The organism is Nonomuraea sp. NPDC049750 (assembly GCF_040659625.1).
Lineage (GTDB): Bacteria > Actinomycetota > Actinomycetes > Streptosporangiales > Streptosporangiaceae > Nonomuraea.
This window is the reverse complement of sequence record NZ_JBFANB010000018.1, coordinates 88,775-109,723: the sequence shown is the minus strand read 5'-3', so window position 1 is coordinate 109,723 and position 20,949 is coordinate 88,775. Positions and strand designations below refer to the sequence as shown.

The 20,949-nt window shown below is 70.1% G+C and carries 19 protein-coding genes; 8 read left to right on the top strand and 11 right to left on the bottom strand.

Annotated features, from left to right (window positions below; translation table 11 throughout):
- Positions 1 to 1,653, bottom strand: coding sequence for a phospho-sugar mutase (locus AB0J16_RS37295; protein WP_358548858.1), 1,653 nt, complete (start codon positions 1,651 to 1,653; stop codon positions 1 to 3).
- 86 nt (positions 1,654 to 1,739) lie between these two features.
- Complete coding sequence (locus AB0J16_RS37290; RefSeq protein WP_358548855.1) at positions 1,740 to 2,543, bottom strand: purine-nucleoside phosphorylase; 804 nt, start codon at positions 2,541 to 2,543, stop codon at positions 1,740 to 1,742.
- A gap of 14 nt (positions 2,544 to 2,557) precedes the next feature.
- Between AB0J16_RS37290 and AB0J16_RS37285 the strand changes: the two genes are divergently transcribed.
- Positions 2,558 to 3,850, top strand: a complete 1,293-nt coding sequence (locus tag AB0J16_RS37285; protein ID WP_358548633.1) for a transposase — start codon at positions 2,558 to 2,560, stop codon at positions 3,848 to 3,850.
- Between the two features lie 44 nt (positions 3,851 to 3,894).
- On the opposite strand, the gene AB0J16_RS37280 is transcribed toward AB0J16_RS37285, so the two are convergent.
- Together AB0J16_RS37280 and AB0J16_RS37275 are read right to left on the bottom strand one after the other, a co-directional pair.
- Positions 3,895 to 5,199: a M20/M25/M40 family metallo-hydrolase gene (locus tag AB0J16_RS37280; RefSeq protein WP_358548631.1), complete on the bottom strand. Its 1,305-nt coding sequence runs from the start codon at positions 5,197 to 5,199 to the stop codon at positions 3,895 to 3,897.
- Positions 5,196 to 6,176 (bottom strand): Lrp/AsnC family transcriptional regulator, encoded by a 981-nt coding sequence (locus AB0J16_RS37275; RefSeq protein ID WP_358548629.1) that lies wholly within the window; start codon positions 6,174 to 6,176, stop codon positions 5,196 to 5,198. The genes AB0J16_RS37280 and AB0J16_RS37275 overlap by 4 nt, the downstream gene beginning before the upstream one ends.
- A 111-nt stretch (positions 6,177 to 6,287) precedes the next feature.
- On the opposite strand from AB0J16_RS37275, the gene AB0J16_RS37270 reads away from it, so the two are divergent.
- Entirely contained in the window at positions 6,288 to 7,592 is a 1,305-nt protein-coding gene (locus AB0J16_RS37270; RefSeq protein ID WP_358548626.1) for an MFS transporter, read from the top strand.
- Here the strand turns inward: AB0J16_RS37270 and AB0J16_RS37265 are convergent.
- Positions 7,589 to 8,041, bottom strand: a complete 453-nt coding sequence (locus tag AB0J16_RS37265) for a gamma-glutamylcyclotransferase (RefSeq protein ID WP_358548624.1) — start codon at positions 8,039 to 8,041, stop codon at positions 7,589 to 7,591. The two genes, AB0J16_RS37270 and AB0J16_RS37265, sit on opposite strands and share 4 nt — an antisense overlap.
- Positions 8,042 to 8,112: 71 nt before the next feature.
- Between AB0J16_RS37265 and AB0J16_RS37260 the strand changes: the two genes are divergently transcribed.
- The gene (locus tag AB0J16_RS37260) at positions 8,113 to 9,507 is read left to right on the top strand and encodes an NAD(P)H-quinone dehydrogenase (RefSeq protein WP_358548621.1); all 1,395 of its coding nucleotides are present in this window, start codon (positions 8,113 to 8,115) and stop codon (positions 9,505 to 9,507) included.
- A 73-nt stretch (positions 9,508 to 9,580) separates the two neighbouring features.
- On the opposite strand, the gene AB0J16_RS37255 is transcribed toward AB0J16_RS37260, so the two are convergent.
- From AB0J16_RS37255 to AB0J16_RS37245, 3 genes are all read right to left on the bottom strand, one after another.
- Complete coding sequence (locus AB0J16_RS37255) at positions 9,581 to 10,966, bottom strand: hypothetical protein (protein ID WP_358548618.1); 1,386 nt, start codon at positions 10,964 to 10,966, stop codon at positions 9,581 to 9,583.
- 200 nt (positions 10,967 to 11,166) lie between these two features.
- Positions 11,167 to 12,912 carry a biotin carboxylase N-terminal domain-containing protein gene (locus AB0J16_RS37250; protein WP_358548615.1) on the bottom strand — a complete coding sequence of 582 codons (1,746 nt, stop codon included), beginning with the start codon at positions 12,910 to 12,912 and terminating at the stop codon, positions 11,167 to 11,169.
- A gap of 89 nt (positions 12,913 to 13,001) precedes the next feature.
- Positions 13,002 to 13,721, bottom strand: a complete 720-nt coding sequence (locus AB0J16_RS37245; protein ID WP_358548612.1) for an SDR family oxidoreductase — start codon at positions 13,719 to 13,721, stop codon at positions 13,002 to 13,004.
- Positions 13,722 to 13,843: 122 nt separating this feature from the next.
- Between AB0J16_RS37245 and AB0J16_RS37240 the strand changes: the two genes are divergently transcribed.
- From AB0J16_RS37240 to AB0J16_RS37230, 3 genes are all read left to right on the top strand, one after another.
- A complete protein-coding gene (locus tag AB0J16_RS37240) occupies positions 13,844 to 14,116 on the top strand; it encodes a WXG100 family type VII secretion target (RefSeq protein WP_214633406.1) in 273 nt (90 codons plus the stop codon).
- A 136-nt stretch (positions 14,117 to 14,252) separates the two neighbouring features.
- The gene (locus tag AB0J16_RS37235; RefSeq protein WP_358548610.1) at positions 14,253 to 15,422 is read left to right on the top strand and encodes a S8 family serine peptidase; all 1,170 of its coding nucleotides are present in this window, start codon (positions 14,253 to 14,255) and stop codon (positions 15,420 to 15,422) included.
- Positions 15,423 to 15,526: 104 nt separating this feature from the next.
- On the top strand, positions 15,527 to 17,623 hold the full coding sequence (locus AB0J16_RS37230; RefSeq protein ID WP_358548607.1) for a serine/threonine protein kinase: 2,097 nt from the start codon (positions 15,527 to 15,529) through the stop codon (positions 17,621 to 17,623).
- A 62-nt stretch (positions 17,624 to 17,685) separates the two neighbouring features.
- Here the strand turns inward: AB0J16_RS37230 and AB0J16_RS37225 are convergent, their stop codons facing one another.
- Positions 17,686 to 18,114, bottom strand: a complete 429-nt coding sequence (locus AB0J16_RS37225; protein ID WP_358548605.1) for a YbaB/EbfC family nucleoid-associated protein — start codon at positions 18,112 to 18,114, stop codon at positions 17,686 to 17,688.
- A gap of 125 nt (positions 18,115 to 18,239) precedes the next feature.
- On the opposite strand from AB0J16_RS37225, the gene AB0J16_RS37220 reads away from it, so the two are divergent.
- Both AB0J16_RS37220 and AB0J16_RS37215 read left to right on the top strand, forming a co-directional pair.
- Positions 18,240 to 18,566: a hypothetical protein gene (locus AB0J16_RS37220; protein WP_358179666.1), complete on the top strand. Its 327-nt coding sequence runs from the start codon at positions 18,240 to 18,242 to the stop codon at positions 18,564 to 18,566.
- Complete coding sequence (locus tag AB0J16_RS37215; protein ID WP_358548603.1) at positions 18,563 to 19,447, top strand: hypothetical protein; 885 nt, start codon at positions 18,563 to 18,565, stop codon at positions 19,445 to 19,447. Before AB0J16_RS37220 ends, AB0J16_RS37215 begins: the two co-directional genes overlap by 4 nt.
- Here the strand turns inward: AB0J16_RS37215 and AB0J16_RS37210 are convergent.
- Together AB0J16_RS37210 and AB0J16_RS37205 are read right to left on the bottom strand one after the other, a co-directional pair.
- Positions 19,444 to 20,607, bottom strand: coding sequence for a WXG100 family type VII secretion target (locus tag AB0J16_RS37210; RefSeq protein ID WP_358548600.1), 1,164 nt, complete (start codon positions 20,605 to 20,607; stop codon positions 19,444 to 19,446). The two genes, AB0J16_RS37215 and AB0J16_RS37210, sit on opposite strands and share 4 nt — an antisense overlap.
- Positions 20,604 to 20,915 (bottom strand): hypothetical protein, encoded by a 312-nt coding sequence (locus AB0J16_RS37205; protein ID WP_357948710.1) that lies wholly within the window; start codon positions 20,913 to 20,915, stop codon positions 20,604 to 20,606. The genes AB0J16_RS37210 and AB0J16_RS37205 overlap by 4 nt, the downstream gene beginning before the upstream one ends.
- Between the last annotated feature and the right edge of the window lie 34 nt (positions 20,916 to 20,949).

Genomic DNA, 20,949 nt, shown 5'->3' with positions numbered 1-20,949 from the left:
CTAGAGGCCGAGTGCGGCGCCGACGTCCGCTTTCAGGGCGTCGAGCTCTCGTACGGCCAGCGCTCGGGCATCCCCCACCGGGCCGGCCACCGGAACGACCACCTCCAGGTAGCACTTGAGCTTGGGCTCGGTCCCCGAAGGCCGGACCACCACCCGGGCGTCACCGGACAGCACGTACCGCAGCCCGTCGGTGGGCGGCAGCCCGCCGTCACCCAGGCTCAGGTCGTCAGCCCGTTCGACCGCCCGGCCGCCCAGCGCGGCCGGGGGGTCGGCGCGCAGCCGGGCCATGGCATCGGAGATGAGCGACAGGTCCTCGACCCGGACGGACAGCTGCGCGGTGGCGTGCAGCCCGTAGCGCCGGGCCTGCTCGTCGAGCAGGTCGAGCAGGGTCCGCCCGGCGCGCTTGGCCGCCGCGGCGATGCCGGCCACGGTCAGCGCGGCGCCGATGCCGTCCTTGTCGTGGACGGGCAGCCCGGCGTCGGAGCCGACGCTGTAGCCGATTGCCTCCTCGTAGCCGAAGACCAGCCCGGGGCCCGCTTTGATGATCCACTTGAAGCCGGTCAGCGTCTCGCCGTAGCGGACGCCGTGGGCGGCGGCGATCTTGCTCAGCAGCGTCGAGGAGACGATCGTGGTGGCCACCAGGCGATCGCCGGACGTGTGCGTGATGACGTGCTCGGCCAGCAGGCCGCCCACCTCGTCGCCGGTCAGCATGCGCCAGGAGCCGTCGCCCAGCGGCACGGCCACGGCGCATCGGTCGGCGTCGGGGTCATTCGCCAGGACGAGATCGGCGTTGATCTTCCTGGCCAGCGCCACGGCCAGGTCGATCGCGCCGGGTTCCTCCGGGTTGGGGAACGCCACCGTCGGGAAGGCCGGGTCGGGGTTGCGCTGCTCCTCGACGGCCATCGGGGTCTCGAACCCGGCGGCCAGGAATGCCCCGGTCAGCGTGCCCGACCCGACGCCGTGCAGCGGCGTGTAGGCGATCCGCAGCTCGCGGGCGTCGCCGAGCGGCAGCGCGGTCACCGCGTCGATGTAGTCGTCGATGATGCTCTCGCCCAGCTCGGTCAGCGTGCCGGGCGTGTTGAGCGGCAACCGGTCGACGCGGCCCACCGCCTCGATGGCGGCGGAGATCTCGGCGTCGATCGGCGGCACGATCTGGGAGCCGTCGCCCCAGTAGACCTTGTAGCCGTTGTCACGGGGCGGGTTGTGGCTGGCGGTGACCATCACACCGGCGTCGGCGCCGAGATGGCGGACGGCGAAGGCGAGAATGGGCGTCGGCAGCGGGCAGGGCAGCAGCGAGGCGTGCAGCCCGGCGCCGGTCAGCACGGCCGCGGTGTCCCGGGCGAACACGTCGGACTTGTGGCGGGCGTCGTAGCCGATGACGACGTGCCTGCCGGGGCCGAGCACCTGGGCCAGACCGGCCGCGGCCCGCATGACGGTCACCCGGTTCATCCGATTGGGGCCCGCGCCCAGCTCACCGCGCAGACCGGCCGTACCGAACGCGAGGCCGGCACCGAAGCGGTCGCGCAGCGCCTCGAGGTCGCCGGAGTCGAGCAGGGCGGACAGCTCGGCCCGGGTCTCAGGATCAGGATCCTGCGCCAGCCAGAGACGGGCCTCCTGGACCAGGTCGGCGGCTGTGCGAGCGTCGGCGGACACGGAGGCGTCCGCGGTCGGCTCGGCGGTCGCGGAGCCGTCGCCGGTCGGGTCGCCGGCCGCTGGGGACGAGGGTGCCGGGTCGCCGGTCACAGACGCTCCACGATCTTGGCCAGCAGGGTGCCCATGCGGGCGGCCGTCGCGCGGCCGACCTGGAGGACCTCCTCGTGGTTGAGCGGCTCGTCCGCCAGCCCCGCCCCCGGGTTGGTGACCAGGGAGACGCCCAGCACCTCGAGACCGGCCTCGCGGGCCGCGATGGCCTCCAGGACGGTGGACATGCCGATCATGTCGCCGCCCAGCGTGCGCAGCATGCGGATCTCGGCGGGCGTCTCGTAGGTGGGGCCGCGGAAGGCCACGTAGACGCCCTCGGCGATGGTCGGGTCCACCTCCTGTACGAGCGCGCGCAGCCGCCGCGAGTAGACCTCAGTGAGGTCGATGAACGTGGTGCCGGTGATCGGGTTGGCCCCGGTCATGTTGATGTGGTCGCTGATCAGCACCGGGTCGCCGACCTGCTGCGTCTCGGGGCGCAGCCCGCCGGCCGCGTTGGTCAGCACGATCGTGCCGACCCCCGCGGCGGCCGCGGTGCGTACGCCGTGAACGACGGAGTCGACGCCCCGCCCCTCGTAGAGGTGGCTCCGACCGAGGAAGACGAGCGCGTGCCGCCCACCGGGGGTGCGGAGGACGCGGATCTTGCCGCCGTGCCCGGCCACGGCCGGAGCGGAGAAGCCGGGCAGGTCGGTGAAGGGGATCTCCGTGACCGTCTCGCCGATCGCGTCCGCGGCCGGCACCCAGCCGGACCCCATGACGAGGGCGACGTCGAAGGTGCCGAGGCCGCAGGCGCTCTTCAGCGCCTCGGCGGCGGCTCTGGCCAGGGTGTACGGGTTGTTGGTCACCATGCACCTCCAGCGTGGATGCCTCGTCCGTCCGGGTAGCGAGGAAATGTAGAACGGTCGGGCACGATGGTCTCCTGGTTTTGTCGGTGACAGTCGGTAGTTTGATCGGCGTGTCCCGTTACCGCCTCCAGCCGTCGCCTGGCCAAGAGAGAGCGTTGCTGGAGCACTGCGCGCATGCCCGATTCGTCTGGAATCTGGCGGTGGAGCAGCACGCCCATTGGAAGGCAGGCCGCGTGTCCGCTCCGGGGTTCGCCGAGCACTGCCGCCAGTTGACCGAAGCGAGGGCGGCCTTCGAGTGGCTGCGTGCCGGGTCGATCATCGTGCAGCAGCAGGCGTTGAAAGACTTCGCCCAAGCGATGGCGAATTTCTTCGGCAAGACGCACCGCCGCCCGACCTGGCGCAGGCGCGGCCGCGATGAGGGTTTTCGGATCGTCGCGGTGAAGACGAGTGAGGTGCGTCGCCTGTCGCGGCGGGTGGGCGAGTTGCGGGTGCCGAAGATCGGCTGGGTCCGCTTTCGCTGGTCGCGGGCTGTGCCGGAGGGGGTGAAGTCCTACCGGGTCACCCGTGATGCGCTGGGCCGCTGGCATGTCGCGTTCGCCGTGATCCCTGACCCGATCCCAGCACCAGGGACGGGCGCCGTGGTAGGCGTGGACCGGGGCGTGACGGTGGCGGCGGCCTTGTCCACCGGCGAACTGCTGACTGTGCCAGCCCTGCGCGAGGCAGAGCAGACGCGCCTGCGGCGACTGCGGCGCAAGCTGGCCAAGGCGAAGCGCGGATCCAACCGGCGCGGCAGGGTCAAGCAGGCGATCGCCCGATTGAGAGCCCGCGAGAGCGACCGACGCAAGGATTGGGTGGAAAAGACCAGCACCGACCTGGCCCGCCGCTTCGATGTGATCGCAGTGGAAGACCTGAAGATTGCCGCCATGACGAGGTCGGCAAAGGGCAGCATGCAGGAGCTCGGCCGCAACGTCCGGCAGAAAGCCGGGCTGAATCGGGGCATTCTCGCCAACGGGTGGGGTGCTCTGGTGAAGCGGCTGGAGCAGAAGGCTCCGAGCCGCGTCCGAAAGGTTAACCCGCGCTACACGTCGCAGACCTGCAACGGCTGTGGGCATCGCGCGGCGGAATCGAGAGAGAGCCAATCTCGCTTCCGCTGTGTCGCCTGCGGTTGGCGGGACAACGCCGACGTGAACGCGGCCAAGAACGTCCGAGATACCGCCGCAGGGCATGCGGTGGCTGCGCGGGGAGGTTTGCCGCTGGGCGAACCTGCGAACCGTGAACCTCAGCGTGACCTCCTCCTCGTGGAGTAGACACCGTTGGAATCCCCCACTTTCAAGCGGGGGAGGATGCCAAGTCAGTAGTTTAGGAGGAGCCTGTCGAGCACTCGTACCCCGAACTGGAGCGCGTCCACCGGCACCCGCTCGTCCACGCCGTGGAACATCGACGCGAAGTCCATGTCCCCGGGCAGTCGCAGCGGCACGAACCCGAACCCGCGTACGCCCAGGTCGGCGAAGAAGGTCTTGTTGTCGGTGCCGCCGGACATGCAGTACGGCACGGCCCGCGCCGTGGGGTCCTCGGCCTTCAGCGCCGCGATCATCGACTCGACCAGGGCGCCGTCGAACGTGGTCTCCAGCGCGATGTCGTGGTGCACGAACTCGCGGCGGACGTTCGACCCGATCAGCGAGTCGATCGTCTTGAAGAACTCGTCCTCGTGGCCCGGCAGGAAGCGGCCGTCGATCACGGCGGTGGCCTGGCCGGGGATGACGTTGGACTTGTAGCCGGCGTTGAGCTGGGTCGGGTTGGCGGTGTGGCTCAGCGTCGCGCCGACGAAGCGGACCAGCGGCCCGATCTTGTCCAGGATGGGCGCCGGGTCGTCCTCGTCGAAGGGCAGGCCGAAGGCATCCGCGACCTCGGTGAGGAACTGGCGGACCGTCGGGGTGAGGGTGATCGGCCACTCGTGGGCGCCGACCCTGGCCACGGCCTTGGCCACCTCGGTGACCGCGTTGTCGGTGTTGAGCATCGAGCCGTGCCCGGCGGTGCCGTCGGCGATGAGCTTCATCCAGCCGAGGCCCTTCTGCGCGGTCTCGATCAGGTAGAGCCGCAGGGACGGGTCCACCTCCAGGGAGTAGCCGCCGACCTCGCTGATCGCCTCGGTGACGCCCTCGAACAGCTCCGGGTGGTGCGCGGTGAGGTGCTTGGCGCCGTAGTTGCCGCCCGCCTCCTCGTCGGCGACCCAGGCGAAGACGAGGTCGCGGCGCGGCTTGCGGCCCTCGCGGGTGAGCTGGCGGAGTACGGCCAGCATCATCGCGTCCATGTCCTTCATGTCCACCGCGCCCCGGCCCCAGATGTAGCCGTCGCGTACCTCGCCGCCGAACGGGTCGACGGACCAGTCGGCCGCGTTGGCGGGCACCACGTCGAGGTGGCCGTGGACCAGGAGCGCGGGCAGCGACGGGTCGGTGCCCGCGACGCGGGTGATGACGTTGCCCCGGCCCGGCTCGCTCTCGATGTAGGTGGCCTCGATGCCGACCTCGTCCAGCCTGGCCATGACGGCCTCGGCGGCGGCCCGCTCGCCGGGGCCGGTGCCGTCCCCGTAGTTGCTGCTGTCGACGCGGATGAGTTCGGCGCAGAGTTCGGCGACTTCGTTCTCGGCGGGCGTCATGGTGTCCTCTCCAGGGTGAGCAGGCCGGATTTGTGGAGGTGACCGCGTTTGTAGGCGCGGGTGATGAGGGTGACGTCCATGTCGGTGACCTCGTCGAGCGGGCCGACGACACCCGTCAGGAAACGGTAGAGGTCGGCCTCATGGGCCACCGCGACCTGGACGATCAGGGAATGGGTGCCCGAGGTGGCCGCGCAGTAACGCACGCTGGGGTGCGCGGCGAGCCGCTGGCCGACCAGGTCGAGCCCGTGCGGCCGTACCTTGAGCCAGAGCTTGCCCTCCACCTCCAGGCCGAGCAGCGCGGGCTCGACCTCGGCCCGCAGCAGCAGGAGCCGCCGTTCGAGCAGCGAGGACACTCGCCTGCGGGCGGTCGGCACCGAGATGTCGAGCCGCTCGGCGATCGCCGTGAACGCGATCCTGCCGTCACCGGCCAGCAGCTCGGCGATCTCCTGCTCCAGAGGCGAAAGACCGTCCTCGTCGGGAAGGAGTTCGAAGACCGGGGGCGGACGCAGCTGGGCCGTCTCCTGCTCGCTGAGGTAGGGCGCGTGCCACTCGGCGACCGTCCTGAAGGTGTGCAGGACGACCTGGGTCTGTGTCTGCAGCACCCCGTCGATCTCGCTGATCTCCGCGGTGAGGATGTCGTGCAGCTCCTCCCGCGACCGGGCGACCAGCTCGCAGGCGAGGTCGGCCGCCCCGGTCAGCGAGTAGACCGAGCGCGTGTCGGGCCGGTCGGCCAGCGCCTTGGCGACCTGCGCCGCCGTACCCGGACGAACCTGGACATGCAGGTGCACGGGCCGGCCGTGGCCCGAGCGCAGGTCGTCATAGATCGCGGTGACGCGCACCATCCCGTCGGCGATCAGGCGCTGTAACCGGCGCGCGACCGTGCGCTCGTGCTCGCCGACGGCCCTGCCGATCTCGCCCCACGACGCGCGGGGGCTGATCTGGAGGGCGGCGACCAGGCGCCGGTCGAGAACATCCACGGGGAGCCGTCTCTATGTCGGGTTTGTAAATATGTTGCCAGAAATTTGACTGTTTCGGTCGTCCGAATGCACAGTAGGCCATCATCGCAGTTGTCAGCAAAGGAGCCCCCCGTGGCGACCTCCCCCGTGGCGCCATCGCCACTCGGCATCCCCAAAAGCCGTGTCCGACAGCTCATGGCGGCCAGCATCGGCAACGTCGTCGAGTGGTTCGACTGGTACACCTACAGCTTCCTGACCGTCTACTTCGCCGACCAGATCTTCCCCAAGTCCGGCACGAACAGTCTGGTCCCGGTGCTGAGCGCCTTCGCGGTGTTCGCGGTCGGCTTCTTCATGCGCCCGCTGGGCGGCCTGGTGGTGGGCGCGTTCGCCGACCGGTTCGGCCGCAAGTCTGCGATGACCTTCACGATCATCCTGATGGGTGGCGGCTCGCTGCTGCTGGCGATCACGCCGACCTACGAGGCGGCGGGTGTGCTCGCGCCGATCATCCTGACGCTGGCGCGGTTGATCCAGGGCCTCTCGGTCGGCGGTGAGTTCGCCGCGGCGACCACGTTCCTGGTCGAGTCGGCCCCTCCCGGGCGTCGCGGGTTGTTCTCGAGCTTCCAGTACGTCAGCACCACCATCGGCCAGCTCTTCGCCTCCGGCCTGGCCGCCCTGCTGGCCGCCAACCTCGCCGAAGCCGACATGAGCTCCTACGGCTGGCGCATCCCGTTCGTGGTGGGCGCGGTGATCAGCCTCGTGGGCCTGTGGATCCGCAAGGGCGCCGAGGAGACCAGCGCCGTGGTCAGCGAGATCCAGGAGGGCAAGACCGAGCGTCCGGGCATGTTCGAGTTCCTGGTCCGCTACCCGACCAAGGCCGCCATGATCGTCGGCATCACCGTGGCGGGCACGGTCGCCTACTACACCTGGACGACCTTCCTGCCGACCTACGCCCAGCAGAACGTGGGCTTCGACAAGGGTCAGTCGCTCACGGTCAGCACGATCGCGCTGGTCTTCTTCATGATCCTGCAGCCGCTGCTCGGCATGCTGTCGGACCGGGTCGGGCGCCGGCCCATGCTGATCACCTTCGGCCTGGCGTTCACGATCCTGCCGGTGCCGCTGCTCGGCATGCTGACGAACTCCTTCTCCAGCCTGCTGCTCATCCAGTGCCTCGGCATGATCTTCCTCGGCTGCTTCACCTCGGTCTCGGCCGCGGTCAACTCCGAGTTGTTCCCGACTCGGGTGCGGGCGGCGGGGGCGGGCTTCCCGTACTCGCTGACCGTCGCCATCTTCGGCGGCACCGCGCCGCTCATCGGCACGGCGCTGAAGGACGCGGGTAACTCGGGGCTCTTCCCGTGGTACATGTCGGCGCTCGCCCTGGTCTCCACACTGGTGTACGTCTTCGCGCTGAAGGAGACCAAGGACCAGCCGCTCAGCTAGTCGCCGATCGATTTGCAGGGGCGTCCCCGCAGCTCCTTGACGTAGTCGTCGGGGGCGCCCGCCCGCTCGGCGGCGTCGGCCAGGATGCCCAGGTAGCGGGCGGAGGGCAGGCCGCCCTCGTAGCCGTCGAGCACGTAGAACCAGGCCACCTGCTCGCCGTCGAGGGTCTGCACCCGCAGCCGCACCTTGTGGTAGAGGCCGCGGACCGCGCCCTCCCACTGGTCGAGCGAGTTGGCGTCCCACTCGGGCACGTCATAGAGGACGACGAAGACGTGCTCGTCGGGGTCTTCGACGATGGTGGAGAGCGCGCCCTCCCAGCCGAAGTAGTCGCCGCCGAACGTCAGGCGCCAACCCTGCAGCCAGCCCACGCCCCGGATCGGGGAATGAGGGGCGCGCATGGCCATCTGCTCGGGGTCCATGTTGCTGCCGTAGGCCGCGTATACAGGCACAGCAGATAAGAGTAGCGCGCGACCGGCCGCCCCGTTCGTCGTCAGCGCGCGCCATGCGGGACAATAGGCACGTGACGAGGATCGTGATCATCGGTGGCGGGCCAGGCGGCTACGAGGCGGCTCTGGTGGCGGCGCAGCTAGGCGCGCAGGTCACCATGGTCGAACAGGACGGGCCTGGCGGCGCCTGCGTGCTGACCGACTGCGTGCCGTCCAAGACGCTCATCGCCACCTCCGTGCGTAAACAGGCCCTGCTCGACGCGCCCTCGCTGGGCGTCGGATTCACCGGCGGGCTCGATGGCGACGTCGGCGTGGCGAGCGTCGATCTGCCGCTGGTCAACAAGCGGGTCAAGGAGCTGGCGCAGGCCCAGTCGGCCGACATCGAGACCCGGGTCGCCGCCGAGGGCGTCGAGATCATCAAGGCCCGCGGGCGGCTGGTCGACCCGCAGCTGGTCAAGGCGGGCGACCGCGCGATCAAGGCCGACGTGGTCATCGTGGCGACCGGCGCGACGCCGCGCATCCTGCCGGGGGCCGAGCCCGACGGCGAGCGCGTCCTGACCTGGCGCCAGCTTTATGACCTCGACGCGCTGCCCGAGCACCTGATCGTGGTCGGCTCCGGGGTGACGGGCGCCGAGTTCGCGGGCGCCTACCGCTCGCTGGGCGCCGAGGTCACGCTGGTCTCCAGCCGCGACCGGATGATGCCCAACGAGGACGCCGACGGCGCCGAGGTGCTCGAAGAGGTCTACCGGCGCCGCGGCATGAACGTCATGGGCCGCTCGCGTGCCGCCTCCGTCAAGCGGACCGCCGACGGCGTCGTGGTCACGCTCGAAGACGGCCGCACGGCCGAGGGCTCCCACGCGCTGATGACGGTCGGCATGGTGCCCAACACGGGCGGCATCGGCCTGGAGGAGGCCGGGGTCCAGCTCGACAGGAACGGCTTCATCAAGGTCGACAAGGTCTCCCGCACCTCCGCGCCGGGCGTCTACGCTGCGGGTGACTGCACCGGCGTGCTCATGCTCGCCTCGGTCGCCGCCATGCAGGGCCGCATCGGGGTCTGGCACGCGCTGGGCGAGGCGGTCCAGCCGCTCCGGCTGGCCACGGTGGCCTCCAACATCTTCACCGATCCGGAGATCGCCGCGGTCGGCGTGGCACAGCGCTCGATCGAGGCCGGCGAGATCGAGGCCAACGTGGTCAAGCTGCCGCTGGCCACCAACGCCCGCGCCAAGATGCAGGGGTTCAACGACGGCTTCGTCAAGCTGTTCTGCCGTCCGCACACCGGCATCGTGCTGGGCGGGGTCGTGGTGGCGCCGCGGGCCTCCGAGCTGATCCTGGCGCTCTCGGTGGCGGTGCAGCAGCGGCTCACGGTGGATCAGCTGGCCCACACCTTCGCGGTTTATCCGTCTTTGTCGGGATCCATCACCGAGGCAGCCCGGCGGTTGATGCAGCCTGAGGCGCAGATCGGGATCTGACCGAGCTTCGACGGCTTCCACGAAAACGGGCGCGCCCCCCGAAGGGAACGCGCCCGGTCATTCGCTGGTCGCTTTACCAGTCGCCGCCGCCGAAGTCGCCACCACCGAAGTCGCCGCCGCCGCCGAAGTCGCCCCAGCCGCCGCCACCTCCGCCGCCGAAGTCGCCGCCACCACTGAAGTCGCCACCGCCACCGCCGTCGGAGAAGCCCTCGGTGTAACCGGCGCCGTAGCCGCCGAAACCGCCGCCGAGCATGCTGCCCATCATGGTGCCGATGAACATGCCGGTCATGATGTCGCCGAAGCCGCCGTAGTAGCCGTAGGCGTAAGGCTGGTAGGCCGGGCCCGCGTCGTAGTAGGGACGCCGCTGGCCGTCGACCATGACCTCGCGCATCTGCGGGTCGAAGCCGCGCTCCACGGCCTCGGCGTCGCTCGCGCAGGCGGGTACGTCGCGCACCGCGCCACCGGGCGGCGCCCAGCGCACGTCACGTACGGACGGGCCGTGCTGCGGGTTGAAGAAGCAGGGCGCCCGCCGCTCGGGGATCGGCTGGTTGTTGACCTTGGCCTTCACCACGGCCAGCGCGTAGCGGCCGTCCTCCAGCGTCTGGGTCACCTCGCGGACCTGGTCGGCCCGCTGCACCGCCGCGAGCTGCGTCTTGGCCTTCTCGTAGGAGTCGAGCGCCTGCTGCCACTCGGTGATGTGCTGCCCGCTCTGGCCGGAGAGCGCGACGTCGGTGTCCAGCGCGGTGATCTCCTCGCCGAGCTTGGTGACGTCCTCCTCCACGGTCTGCTTGACCGCGGCCAGGTCCTTGGCGTCCTGGATGGCCTGCTTCTTCTTCTTGTTCTTGGAGTAGACGAAGTAGCCGCCGCCGCCGACCACGACGAGCGCGCCCAGGGCGATCAGCGCGCCGCTGCCGCCGCCACTGCCGCCCACCGGGCCGGAGTCGAGCGCGGCCTTCTTGCCCTGGGAGGCGAGGTTGATGCGCTCGACAAAGTCATTCATGCCGGACACGACGTCGTCGTGGTTACGCACCGCGAGCTGGGACAGCCGGTTGGTGAGACCGGGCTTGCCGAAGTTGGACTCCGCGAACAGGGAGTTGCCGTCGAGCACCGCCACGGTGACCTGGCCCCCACCCTTCGCGGCCGCGGTGGCCTCGCCAAGGGAGGTGACGTACTGCTTGGCGTTGGCCGCCGTCAACGTGCCGTCGGGCAGAGCCGCGACGTAGATGTCACTCTTGGAACCCTTCAACGTGTCGCGGATCTCGGACTGCTGGTCCGAGGTCAGCGGCGATCCCGACTGCACGAATAGCGGATCCTTCTTGTCCTTCCAATAGGACACAACGCTCGATGCGTCAGGGGGTGCGGCCGCCGCGTTGGCGGCAGGGGACAGCGCAAGGACGACGAAAAGACCGGCGATCAGAGCCGCGATCGCGGCCCCTGCTCGGCGCAGCGAATGGGTCATTGGCAGCAAGCCTCCTTCGCCCAGGATGACGAACGGGCACTCGACAAAGTTCCTCTACAGCGCACGTTACCCGTATGGAGTCGGTCGAGCGCGGGGCGTGGTCAAGGATCTTCGAGACTCCGGCACGATCAAGCGAGAGGTCGAGCGACGTCAAGCGACGTCAAGCGACGTCAAGCGACGTCAAGCGACGTGAAACATCGTCAGGCGTCCTTGATCTCGCAGATCGTGGCGCCCGACGTGACGGTCTGCCCGACCGCGGCGGTCAGGCCCGTGACGGTGCCCGCCTTGTGCGCGGTCAGTGGCTGCTCCATCTTCATGGCCTCCAGCACCACGATCGCGTCGCCCTCGGCCACCGTGTCGCCGTCGGCCGCGACGATCTTGACGATGGTGCCCTGCATCGGGCTGACCAGCGCGTCGCCGCCCGCCGCGGGCTTGTTCGCGCCGCCGCGTCTGGGCTTCCTGGCCGCGGGCGGCGCGGAGCCTCTGGCGGTCGTACCGAGGCCGGAGGGGAGGACCACTTCGAGGCGCTTGCCGCCGACCTCGACCGTCACCGACTCCCGGGCGGCGGGCTCGTCGGCGGAGCCGTCGCCCGAGTAGGGCGGGATCGTGTTGTCGAACTCGGTCTCGATCCACCGGGTGTGGACGGCGAACGGCTCGGCGGTGAAGGCCGGGTCCGACACGACCGCGCGGTGGAAGGGCAGCACGGTCGGCATGCCGTCGATCTCGAACTCGGCCAGTGCCCGGCGCGAGCGCTCCAGCGCCTCCGTACGCGTACGGCCGGTCACGATCAGCTTGGCCACGAGCGAGTCGAACGTCTGCGGCACGGTCATCCCGGCCTCGAACCCCGAGTCGAGCCGCACCCCGGGACCCGACGGCGGCCGCATGACGGTGAGGGTGCCCGGAGCGGGCAGGAAGTTGCGGCCGGCGTCCTCGGCGTTGACCCGGAACTCGATCGAGTGGCCGCGCGGCCGCGGGTCGGCGTAGCCGAGTGTCCCGCCGTCGGCGATGCGGAACATCTCACGGACCAGGTCGAGGCCCGAGACCTCCTCGCTGACCGGATGCTCGACCTGCAGACGGGTGTTGACCTCCAGGAAGGAGATCGTGCCGTCCTGGCCGACGAGGAACTCGCAGGTGCCCGCGCCGACGTAGCCGGCCTCGCGCAGGATCGCCTTGGAGCTGGTGTAGAGGATCTCGACCTGCGACTCGGACAGGAACGGCGCGGGTGCCTCCTCCACCAGCTTCTGGTGGCGGCGCTGGAGCGAGCAGTCGCGGGTGCCGACCACGACCACGTTGCCGTCGTGGTCGGCCAGGCACTGGGTCTCGACGTGCCGCGGGCGGTCGAGGTAGCGCTCCACGAAGCACTCGCCGCGGCCGAACGCGGCGGTCGCCTCGCGTACGGCCGAGTCGTAGAGCTCGGCGACCTCCTCCAGCCGGCGGGCGACCTTGATGCCCCGGCCGCCGCCGCCATAGGCGGCCTTGATCGCGATGGGCAGCCCGTGCTCCTCGGCGAAGGCGACCACCTCGGCCGCCCCAGACACCGGGTCCTTGGTGCCGGCGACCAGCGGCGCGCCGACCTTCTGCGCGATGTGCCTGGCCTGGACCTTGTCGCCGAGCGCGGCGATGGCGGCGGGCGGCGGCCCGATCCAGATCAGGCCCGCGTCGATGACGGCCTGGGCGAAGCCGGCGTTCTCGGCCAGGAAGCCGTAGCCGGGGTGCACGGCGTCGGCGCCGGAGCGCCGGGCGATCTCCAGCAGCTTGCCGATGTCGAGGTAGGTCTCGGCGGGGGACCGGCCGCCCAGCGCGTACGCCTCGTCGGCGATCTTCGCGTGCAGGGAGTCGAGGTCCTGGTCGGCGTAGACGGCCACACTGCCGATCCCGGCGTCCTTGCATGCCCGTGCGATCCGGACGGCGATCTCACCCCGATTGGCGATCAGAACCTTCTGCACTGACCTAAGTCCTTCCGACGCCCTTCCTCGACAAGGCCCGTCTTCCACAAGCACTGAACGGAGTGTAGGTGCTCGTTGTCGGCCGATCCTCAGCGACCCAAGTACGCCCCGCCGTTCACATGGAGCACCTGCCCCGTCAGGTGCCGCGCACCCGGAGTGGCGAGGAACAGAACAGTGTCGGCCACGTCAGATGGGGTGCCGGGGCGGCCGTTGCGGGTGTTCTCGACGCGGGCCCTGATGCCCTCCTCGGTCAGGCGGCCGCGGAAGAACTCGGTGTCGACCACCAGGCCGGGGGAGACCACGTTGGCGGTGACACCTCGGGGGCCGAGCTGGGCGGCCAGGTCGGCGGTCCACGCCTCGACGGCCGCCTTGGCCGCGCCGTACGAGCCGGAGCCCGTACCGCGGGCGGCGATCGAGCCGATCGTGATGATCCGCCCGCCCTTGGCGAAGCGCGGCAGCAGCGCGGTCGTGACGAGCACGGCGGACAGCAGGTTGGCGTTGAGGTTGGCCAGCCATCCCTCGGCCACGTCCAGCAGGTCGTCGGACTGCCGCCGGTCGAGGTTGGTGTTGCCGCCCGCGTTGTTGACCAGGACGTCGACGCGCTCGGGCAGGCGGCCGGCCGCCTCCCTCACGGCGGCGGGGTTCGCGGCGTCGAAGGGCAGGAAGTCGGCGCCGAGCCGGGACGCGGCCTCCTTCAGCACATGCTCGCGACGCCCGGTGATCGTGACCCGGTCGCCCGCGGAGACGAACGCCGCCGCGACCGCGTAGCCGATCCCGGTGCCACCGCCGGTGACCACAACCTCGCGCATGGCCGGCTGCTCCTTAGATCCGAATATTCCTCTGGAAGACCATAGCCGCTCGGCATAACAGGAGCGAGGTGTGAGTGACGCGTCTATGTTGAGGGCGCTTTCAGTCGATCCAGGAGGTATGCATGAGCCAGAGCCTGCTCGGTGGCGACCCCGCGGAAATGCAGCAGATGGCCACCCAATTCACCCAGCAGTCCGAGGCGGTGCGCACCACGATGACCGCGCTGGACCGCGAGGCCGCCAAGGTCGGCACCGCTTGGACGGGTCCGGGAGCCGAGCGCTTCCAAGGGGCCTGGCAGAACTACCGGACGGCCTTCCAGCGCATGACGGAAGAGCTCCAGGAGGCCTCCCGGGTGATCAACACCTACCGGGGCAACATCGAGTCCGCGACCCGCTGAGTCTCGCGGAGGGGCCCCGGCCTGAACGCCGGGGCTTCTTTCGTTCAGGGGCGACCAGGACATTCAGGGACGACCAGGGTGTTCAGGGGCGACCAGGGCTTCTTTCGTTCAGGTCGGCAGGCTACGCTCTTCCGCCATGATCGGACGGACTCTCGCGGCGGTCGTGCTCGCCCTGCAGCTCACCTCGGCCCCCGCCCTCGCCGCGGTGCCGGCGGAGAGGTCAGCGCCTGTCGAGTGCAAGCCGCGCAAGGGGACGACGCAGTTGCCCGGCACCGAGCCGTGGGCACAGCGAAGGCTCGACATCAAGAACGTGTGGCGCCTCACCCGGGGCGCGGGCGTGAAGGTCGCCGTCGTCGACAGCGGCGTCGACTACCAGCACCCGCAGATCCAGATCTCCAAGTTCATCGACATCACCCACACCGGCTACCGCGACTGCGTGGGGCACGGCACCGCCGTCGCGGGCATCATCGCCGGCCGCTACCTCGCGGGGGTCCCCTTCCACGGCGTCGCCCCCGAAGCCCAGCTCATCTCGGTGAAGCAGAGCAACAGCGAGGAGGGTGAGGTCGCCGATCTGGTCAAGGGGATCAAGGAGGCGGTGGACCGCAAGGCGGATGTGATCAACGTCTCGGTGCGGGCCGCCGACCATCCCGACCTGAGGGCGGTCATCCAGTACGCGCTGGACAGGGACATCGTGGTCGTGGCCGCTGCCGGCAACATCACCAAGGAGGACGGGCCGCCCGAGCCCGCCTACCCCGCGGCCTACGACGGCGTGCTCGCCGTCGGCTCCGCCAACAGCAACGGCCAGCGCGCCGACTCCTCCAACACGGCCACGCCGGTCGGCGTGCTCGGGCCGGGCGTGGACATCACCGCCCCGTGGACGGGCAAGAGCTACATGCGCGGCCTGGAGGGCACCAGCTTCGCCGCGCCGTACGTGGCCGGGGTCGCCGCGCTCGTCCGCGCCCGCTTCCCCAAGCTCGACCAGGAGCAGGTACGCCACCGCATCACCGCCACGGCCGACGGCTCGGTGGGCACGGGCACCGGAGCCGGGATGGTCAACCCGCTGCTCGCCGTCACCGCGACGCTGTCCTTCGACCCGGCCGGCGCCCCGGTGGTCGCCGCGCCCCCGCCCTCGCCGCTGCCCGCCGACGTGGTGGCCAAGGTCCCGGCGCCCGACGAGCACGCGACGAACGTCTCTCTCCTGGTGACGGTCGGCGCTCTGGCCATCGCCGCGGTAGGGGCGGCCTGCGTGCTGCTCGTCCCGCTGGGTCGACGGCGCGGATGGCGTCCCGGTCGTCCGGCGGCCTGATGTCCTGACGGTTAAATGTCAGGTTGCGTCCGAAACTACTGATGCAAAAGTGACAGGTTTGGTTGAATGTACTGCAGATCGCGTTTTGAGGTGAAGGGAAAGAAATGCACCCTCTGCAGCCGGGTGATCCAGAGCGTTTAGGAGCTCACACCCTCTTTGGACGGCTGGACGAGGGCCCGCGCGGAGTCGCGTACCTCGGCAAGGAGTCCGAGGACGGACCCACCCGAGTGATCAAGCTGCTCCCGGCCGTTCCGGACGCGGGGCCGCAGGACGCCGAGCGGTACAAGGGCGTCCAGCGCATTTCGAGTGTGTACGTCGCCAGGACCCTGGACGCCGGCATGCACGGCGAGCAGCCGTACATCGTGCGCGAGCACATCGAGGGCCGCAGCCTGGCCGAGACGGTGGCGGCCGAAGGCCCGCTCGACGGCGACACCCTGGAGCGGGTGGCCGTGGGCGTGCTGACCGCCCTGACCGCCGTCCACCTCGCCGGGGTCACGCATCGCGGGCTCACCCCGCACAACGTACTTCTCGCCGCCGACGGCCCGCGTGTGACGGACATCGACCTCGGCGAGGCCGCCGGCGAGCTGGGTTACCGCTCGCCCGAGCAGCTCAGCGGCCTGGGTTACGGTCCTTACGCCGACGTGTTCGCCTGGGCCGCGACGATCGTCTTCGCCGCGACCGGGCAGCCGCCCTTCGGGCACGACGCCCAGGCGGTGCTCAACGAGGAGCCCGAGGTCGGCGCGCTCGCCGAGCCGCTGCGCCGGGTGGTCCTCTCCGCGCTGTCCAAGGACGTCACCCAGCGGCCGACCACGTACACGGCGCTGCTGCAGCTCCTGGGGGACAAGAGTGGCGGGGCCGCCGCGCCGCGGGTAGGCGTTGTCGCCACCGTGTCGCCGCCGGAGCCGATCCCGGCACCGCAGGACGAGCTCTTCCCGCCGCAGACCATCCAGCTTCCGCCGCTGCAGGTGCCGGTCGAGCACCAGCAGCCGCTGGAAGGGGTGCCGGTCCCGCAGCAGACGTGGGGCCCGCCGCCCGTGCCGCAGCAGGGAGCCACGTGGGAAGGGGCGCCCGGCGGGCAGCCGCCTGCCCAGGTGTGGCAGGTACCGGCCCAGGGCGGCGCCGCCGCCCCCCGGCGCAAGTCGTTCCCCATCGGGCTCGCCGCGGCCGTCATGGCCGTCATGCTGCTGTCCGGTGTGGGGCTGTGGGGCGCCGGCCACTACGCCAAGCTGGAGCCCGTCTCCAACTCCGCGTCGGAGGCCACGAAGAGCGGTGGCACCCTCGCGATCGGCGGTGGCGGCGGTGACTCCTCCACGCAGCAACAGCAGCAGCAGCCCGGCCAGCCCGATCCTCAGCCGTCACAGGCCGATGTGACGGTGCCTTGGGCGTCGGCCAGCCCCGACCCGACCGACGTGGTCCCGCTGGTGCTGCCGACCGACTATCCCTCGCAGGCGCCCACGGCTCCGGAGTTCAGCACGGTCCCGACGCCGCAGCCGATCCTCACGCAGCCGGTGACCCAGCCGACGGTGACGCAGCCCGCCACCCAGCCGACCGCGACGCAGCCCGCCGCGACCGAGCGCAAGAGCAGGAAGCGCCACACGCCGACGCCGACCCCGACCGAGTCGAAGCAGGAGCCGACGCCGACGCCGACGCCGACGAAGACCAAGGAGCCGGAGCCGACGCCGGAGCCGAGCAAGACCAAGGAGCCGGAGCCGGAGCCGACGAGGACGACTGAGGCGCCGAAGCCGACGCCGACGAAGACCACTCAGAAGCCGACGCCGAAGCCGACCACTCAGTCGCCCAAGCCGACGCCGACGAAGACCACGGCCAAGCCGACGCCCACCAAGACCACCGCCAAGCCGACGCCGACGCCGCCCAAGACGAACCCCTACACGCCGACGCAGGTGTGCGGATCCGGGTTCAGCGTGCAGCGCAGCGGTTCGTTCGCGGGCGGGGTGACCTACCAGCTCTACAACAGCGGCAGCGGTGAGAACTGCGTGGTCACCATGAAGACCACGAACGTGGGTGTGAAGAGCCAGGTCAGCGCCACCCTCGACGTGCAGGGCGGGGGGAGCAGGACCGACTCCGGCAGCTACGACTACTACGCGGGCCCGGTCAAGCTTCCCGCCAAGGGCAAGTGCGTGAAGTTCTCGGGCAGCACCGCCTCGGGCAGCACCAGCGCCCCGTACGGCAACTGCGGCTGAGACAGCGCGAAAAGCGGGGCCGGTGAGGATCACTCCACACCGGCCCCGCTGCTGTCCGGGGGTCAGCCCTCCCAGGCGCGCTGGGTGCGGCGCATCCCTTCGAGCCGTTCGCCGGTCTCGCGGGCGTAGGCGTCCTGCAGCTCGTCCAGGTCGCGCTTGAACGTGCCCAGCAGATCCTGCTCGCCGGGCACCGTCCCGAGCCCGAGCAGGTCGCGGGCCTGCCGCTCGTGGTCCTCCTGAGCCGCGCGTACGGCCTCGACCACGTCACGCCCCAGCTCCTCCGGGTCCAGCCGCATGGCCCGGTGGGTGATCCGCACGTCGACCAGCCTGCTGTCGGCGTCCACACGCGCGGAGACCGTTCCGCCACGGCTCTCGCCCGAGCCGCTCAGCTGACGTAGCTCCCGCGTGGCCTGTTCGAGCTCGCGCATCGTCCGTTCGCTGGCCTGTACGAGCCGGTCGAGCTCCACGAGGCGGGGGTCACTGGAATCCATGCGCCCCACGCCACCGGCAGCAGGTTAACGAATGCCAATCGGGAGCCGTCCAGTCGTCTAACTGATCATTAAGAGTGCCATGAGAGTGGGGAGACCAGACCCGACATCAGGAAGAATTCGTACATATGACGATGAAAGCGGCTGCGCCGGGGCAGGAGATCTATGTCACCTCCACGGCCATCGGTCACCTGCGTGATCGGGTGGACGACGAGCTGAAGGTGGCTATGTCCTTCGTCAGGAGCCTGGTCGGCACGGTCGGGGTCGAGTCCCCGGGCTTCGGCGTACTCGGGGAGATGGTGCTGGGCGGCACCTACGACGGCATGTGCCGGTGGGCCGACAGCACGCTGGGCGAGGCGGAGAAGACGATCGACAGCTGGTCGGGGGCGCTCGCGCAGGGCGAGCGCAACTGGCGCGCCGCCGAGAAGGCCAGCGCCGTGAGGTACCGCAAATGAGCGAATACGGGAACCTGCGGCACCCCGCCTACAACCCGCCCTCCACCGCGAACTCCGGTTACTCGCCCTACAGGTATCCCGGCTACAACGCGCCCAACACACCGGGCTACAACGCCTACAAGCCGCCCACCTTCGGCCCGCCTCCGCAGATGCCGGAGCCGATCGGGCCCAAGGTGCTGGAGTCGATCAAGAAGCTGGGCCGGATGTCGGCTTGGCTGGTCCCCGCCGTGATCGTCGCGGGTACGGCCATCGCCAACGAGCCGGGCATGGCGCAGGCGGCCGCGAACTGGAAGAACGGCATCTCCAACCGGCTCGACGACGGGGTCAAGCAACTGCTGCCCCAGCTCGTCGCCACGTCGCGGAGCGGCTGGATCGCCCTCGACCAGCAGGAGTTCGAACGGGTCGTGTGGATCTTCCACCGGGAGATCGGCGCGCTGCGCGGTGTGCTCGGCGACGTCGGCGGCATGGTCGACGAGGTGGCGGCGGGGTACCGGAGCTACTGGGTCAAGCTGGCCACGCTGGGCGTGACGACGGCCACTCTGCTTCTGTTCGCCAAGCAGCTGCAGGCATTTCCCCACACCAAGCTGTATGGCGGCCTGCTGGAGAAGTTCATCGCCTCAGGCACCAACGGCGCGGTGGCCGTGCTGACCTTGACACTGGTGTCGGGCCTGCGCGGGGCGGGCGACATCATGTCCACCGTGATCAAGAAGGAGCACCAGTTCGGCTACATCAAGCCGGGCGGCGCCGCCGCGATCGACTTCGAGCAGGCGACCATCAACGCCGCGAAGTTCCCGCCGTTCCAGGCCCCGGCCAAGCCCGGTCAGCTGCCTCCGGGCGCCGACAAGTTCGACTGGGTGGAGCCCAACCAGGAGACCACTTAGTAGGCGAGGTACCCGCCGCCCCTCGCCATTGAGGCGAGGCCCCGGTGCTGGGCGAGCGATCCGTACTCCTTGTACGTGTACAGGACCCCGGCGATGATGTTGTCCACCGGCTCCAGGATCTGCTTGTGTCCCGGCAGGCTGTTGGCGTTGAATACGGGCGGGATGGTCTGCATCAGTCCCTGCGACGGTATGCCGTTCTTGGCGTTGATGTCCCAGTTGTTGATGGCGCTCGGGTTGCCGCTGGACTCGTGGTAGATGATGGTCCAGATCTGCTGGATGTCGTTGGGGTCGTCTGGGTCGAGTTCCTGGATCTTCTCCAGCAGCCCTCTGGCCCGCAGCGTGTCGGCCATCTCCGGTGACTTGATGATCCGGAGGGCCTCTTTGATCCACCCCACCACTTCGGCCTTGGGCGCCGGCGCGTTGCCGGCCGAGGAGACGCCGCCGCTGTAGGCGTAGCCGGCGCCGCCGCTCGCACCGCCGCCGTCGCTGCCGCCGGCGGCGGCCGCCGACTCCAGCGAGGTGCGCTTGTCCTCGAACGGCGTCCTGACCCACTCGACCTTGTGGTCGCCCGGCTCGAAGTCGGCCCCGTCCGGCTGGGGGACCTTGGTGAAGAAGCCGAACTCGCCGTCCTCGCCGAGCTCCTTGGCCAGCGCCTTCTTGGCGTCCTCCAGGTCGCCTTCGGCCTTCTCGACCAGCTTCTCGGCCTTCGTGACGTTGCCGCTGACGATCGTCGTCTTGGCCAGAGCGTCCTCGGCGTCCTGGGCGGTGGCCTTCGGGTTCAGCTTCGCGTACTGGGTCTTGTACTCCGCCGCGCGTTCGACCGCGTCCTGGCAGAGGGCGTTCACCTTGCCGTGGGCGTCCTCCAGCGAGGTGGCCGCCTTGTCGAGAGCGTCGGCGCAGGCCGACAGCGCGTCATTGAGACCGGTGCTCGCCCGCGGGTAGGCGGCCATGTGCTTGGTGAAGGCGTCGGCCGAGCCGCCCTGCCAGGCCTTGTCCACCTCGCCGACGGACTTGGTCAGGGAGTTGGTCGACCTGGCGACGTGACCGGCGGCCGTCCGCCACGCGTTCGCGGTGCTCCTGATCGCCTGCGGATTGCCGGTCACCTTGGCGAGGAGCGCGGCCAGCCGGCCACCCCCGGGCAGATCGCCGACGCCGCTCATCCGCCGGAGGCCTTCGAGGCCTTGCGCAGATTGGTCTCCACCTGGTCGATCGCCTTCTCGACGTTGTTCAGCCGGCTCTTGCCCGCCTGCAGTTCGTCCTTGAGCGCCCGCCAGACCTTGTCGACGTCCGTGGCCAGGCCACCGGAGTCCTTGAGATCACCGAAGGTCTTCGACGAGGTCCCCCCGGTCGGCGCGGCGGACTTGGTGCCCTCGAACGCGTCGTCCAGGTCGAACATGTTCGCCACCTTGCGGGCCCGTCTCCCACATTCTTCGAGCGCCTGGTAGTGCACATCGACCCAGCCGCTCATGGGACCCCCAGACGTATTGCTGCGAAGTGCACGA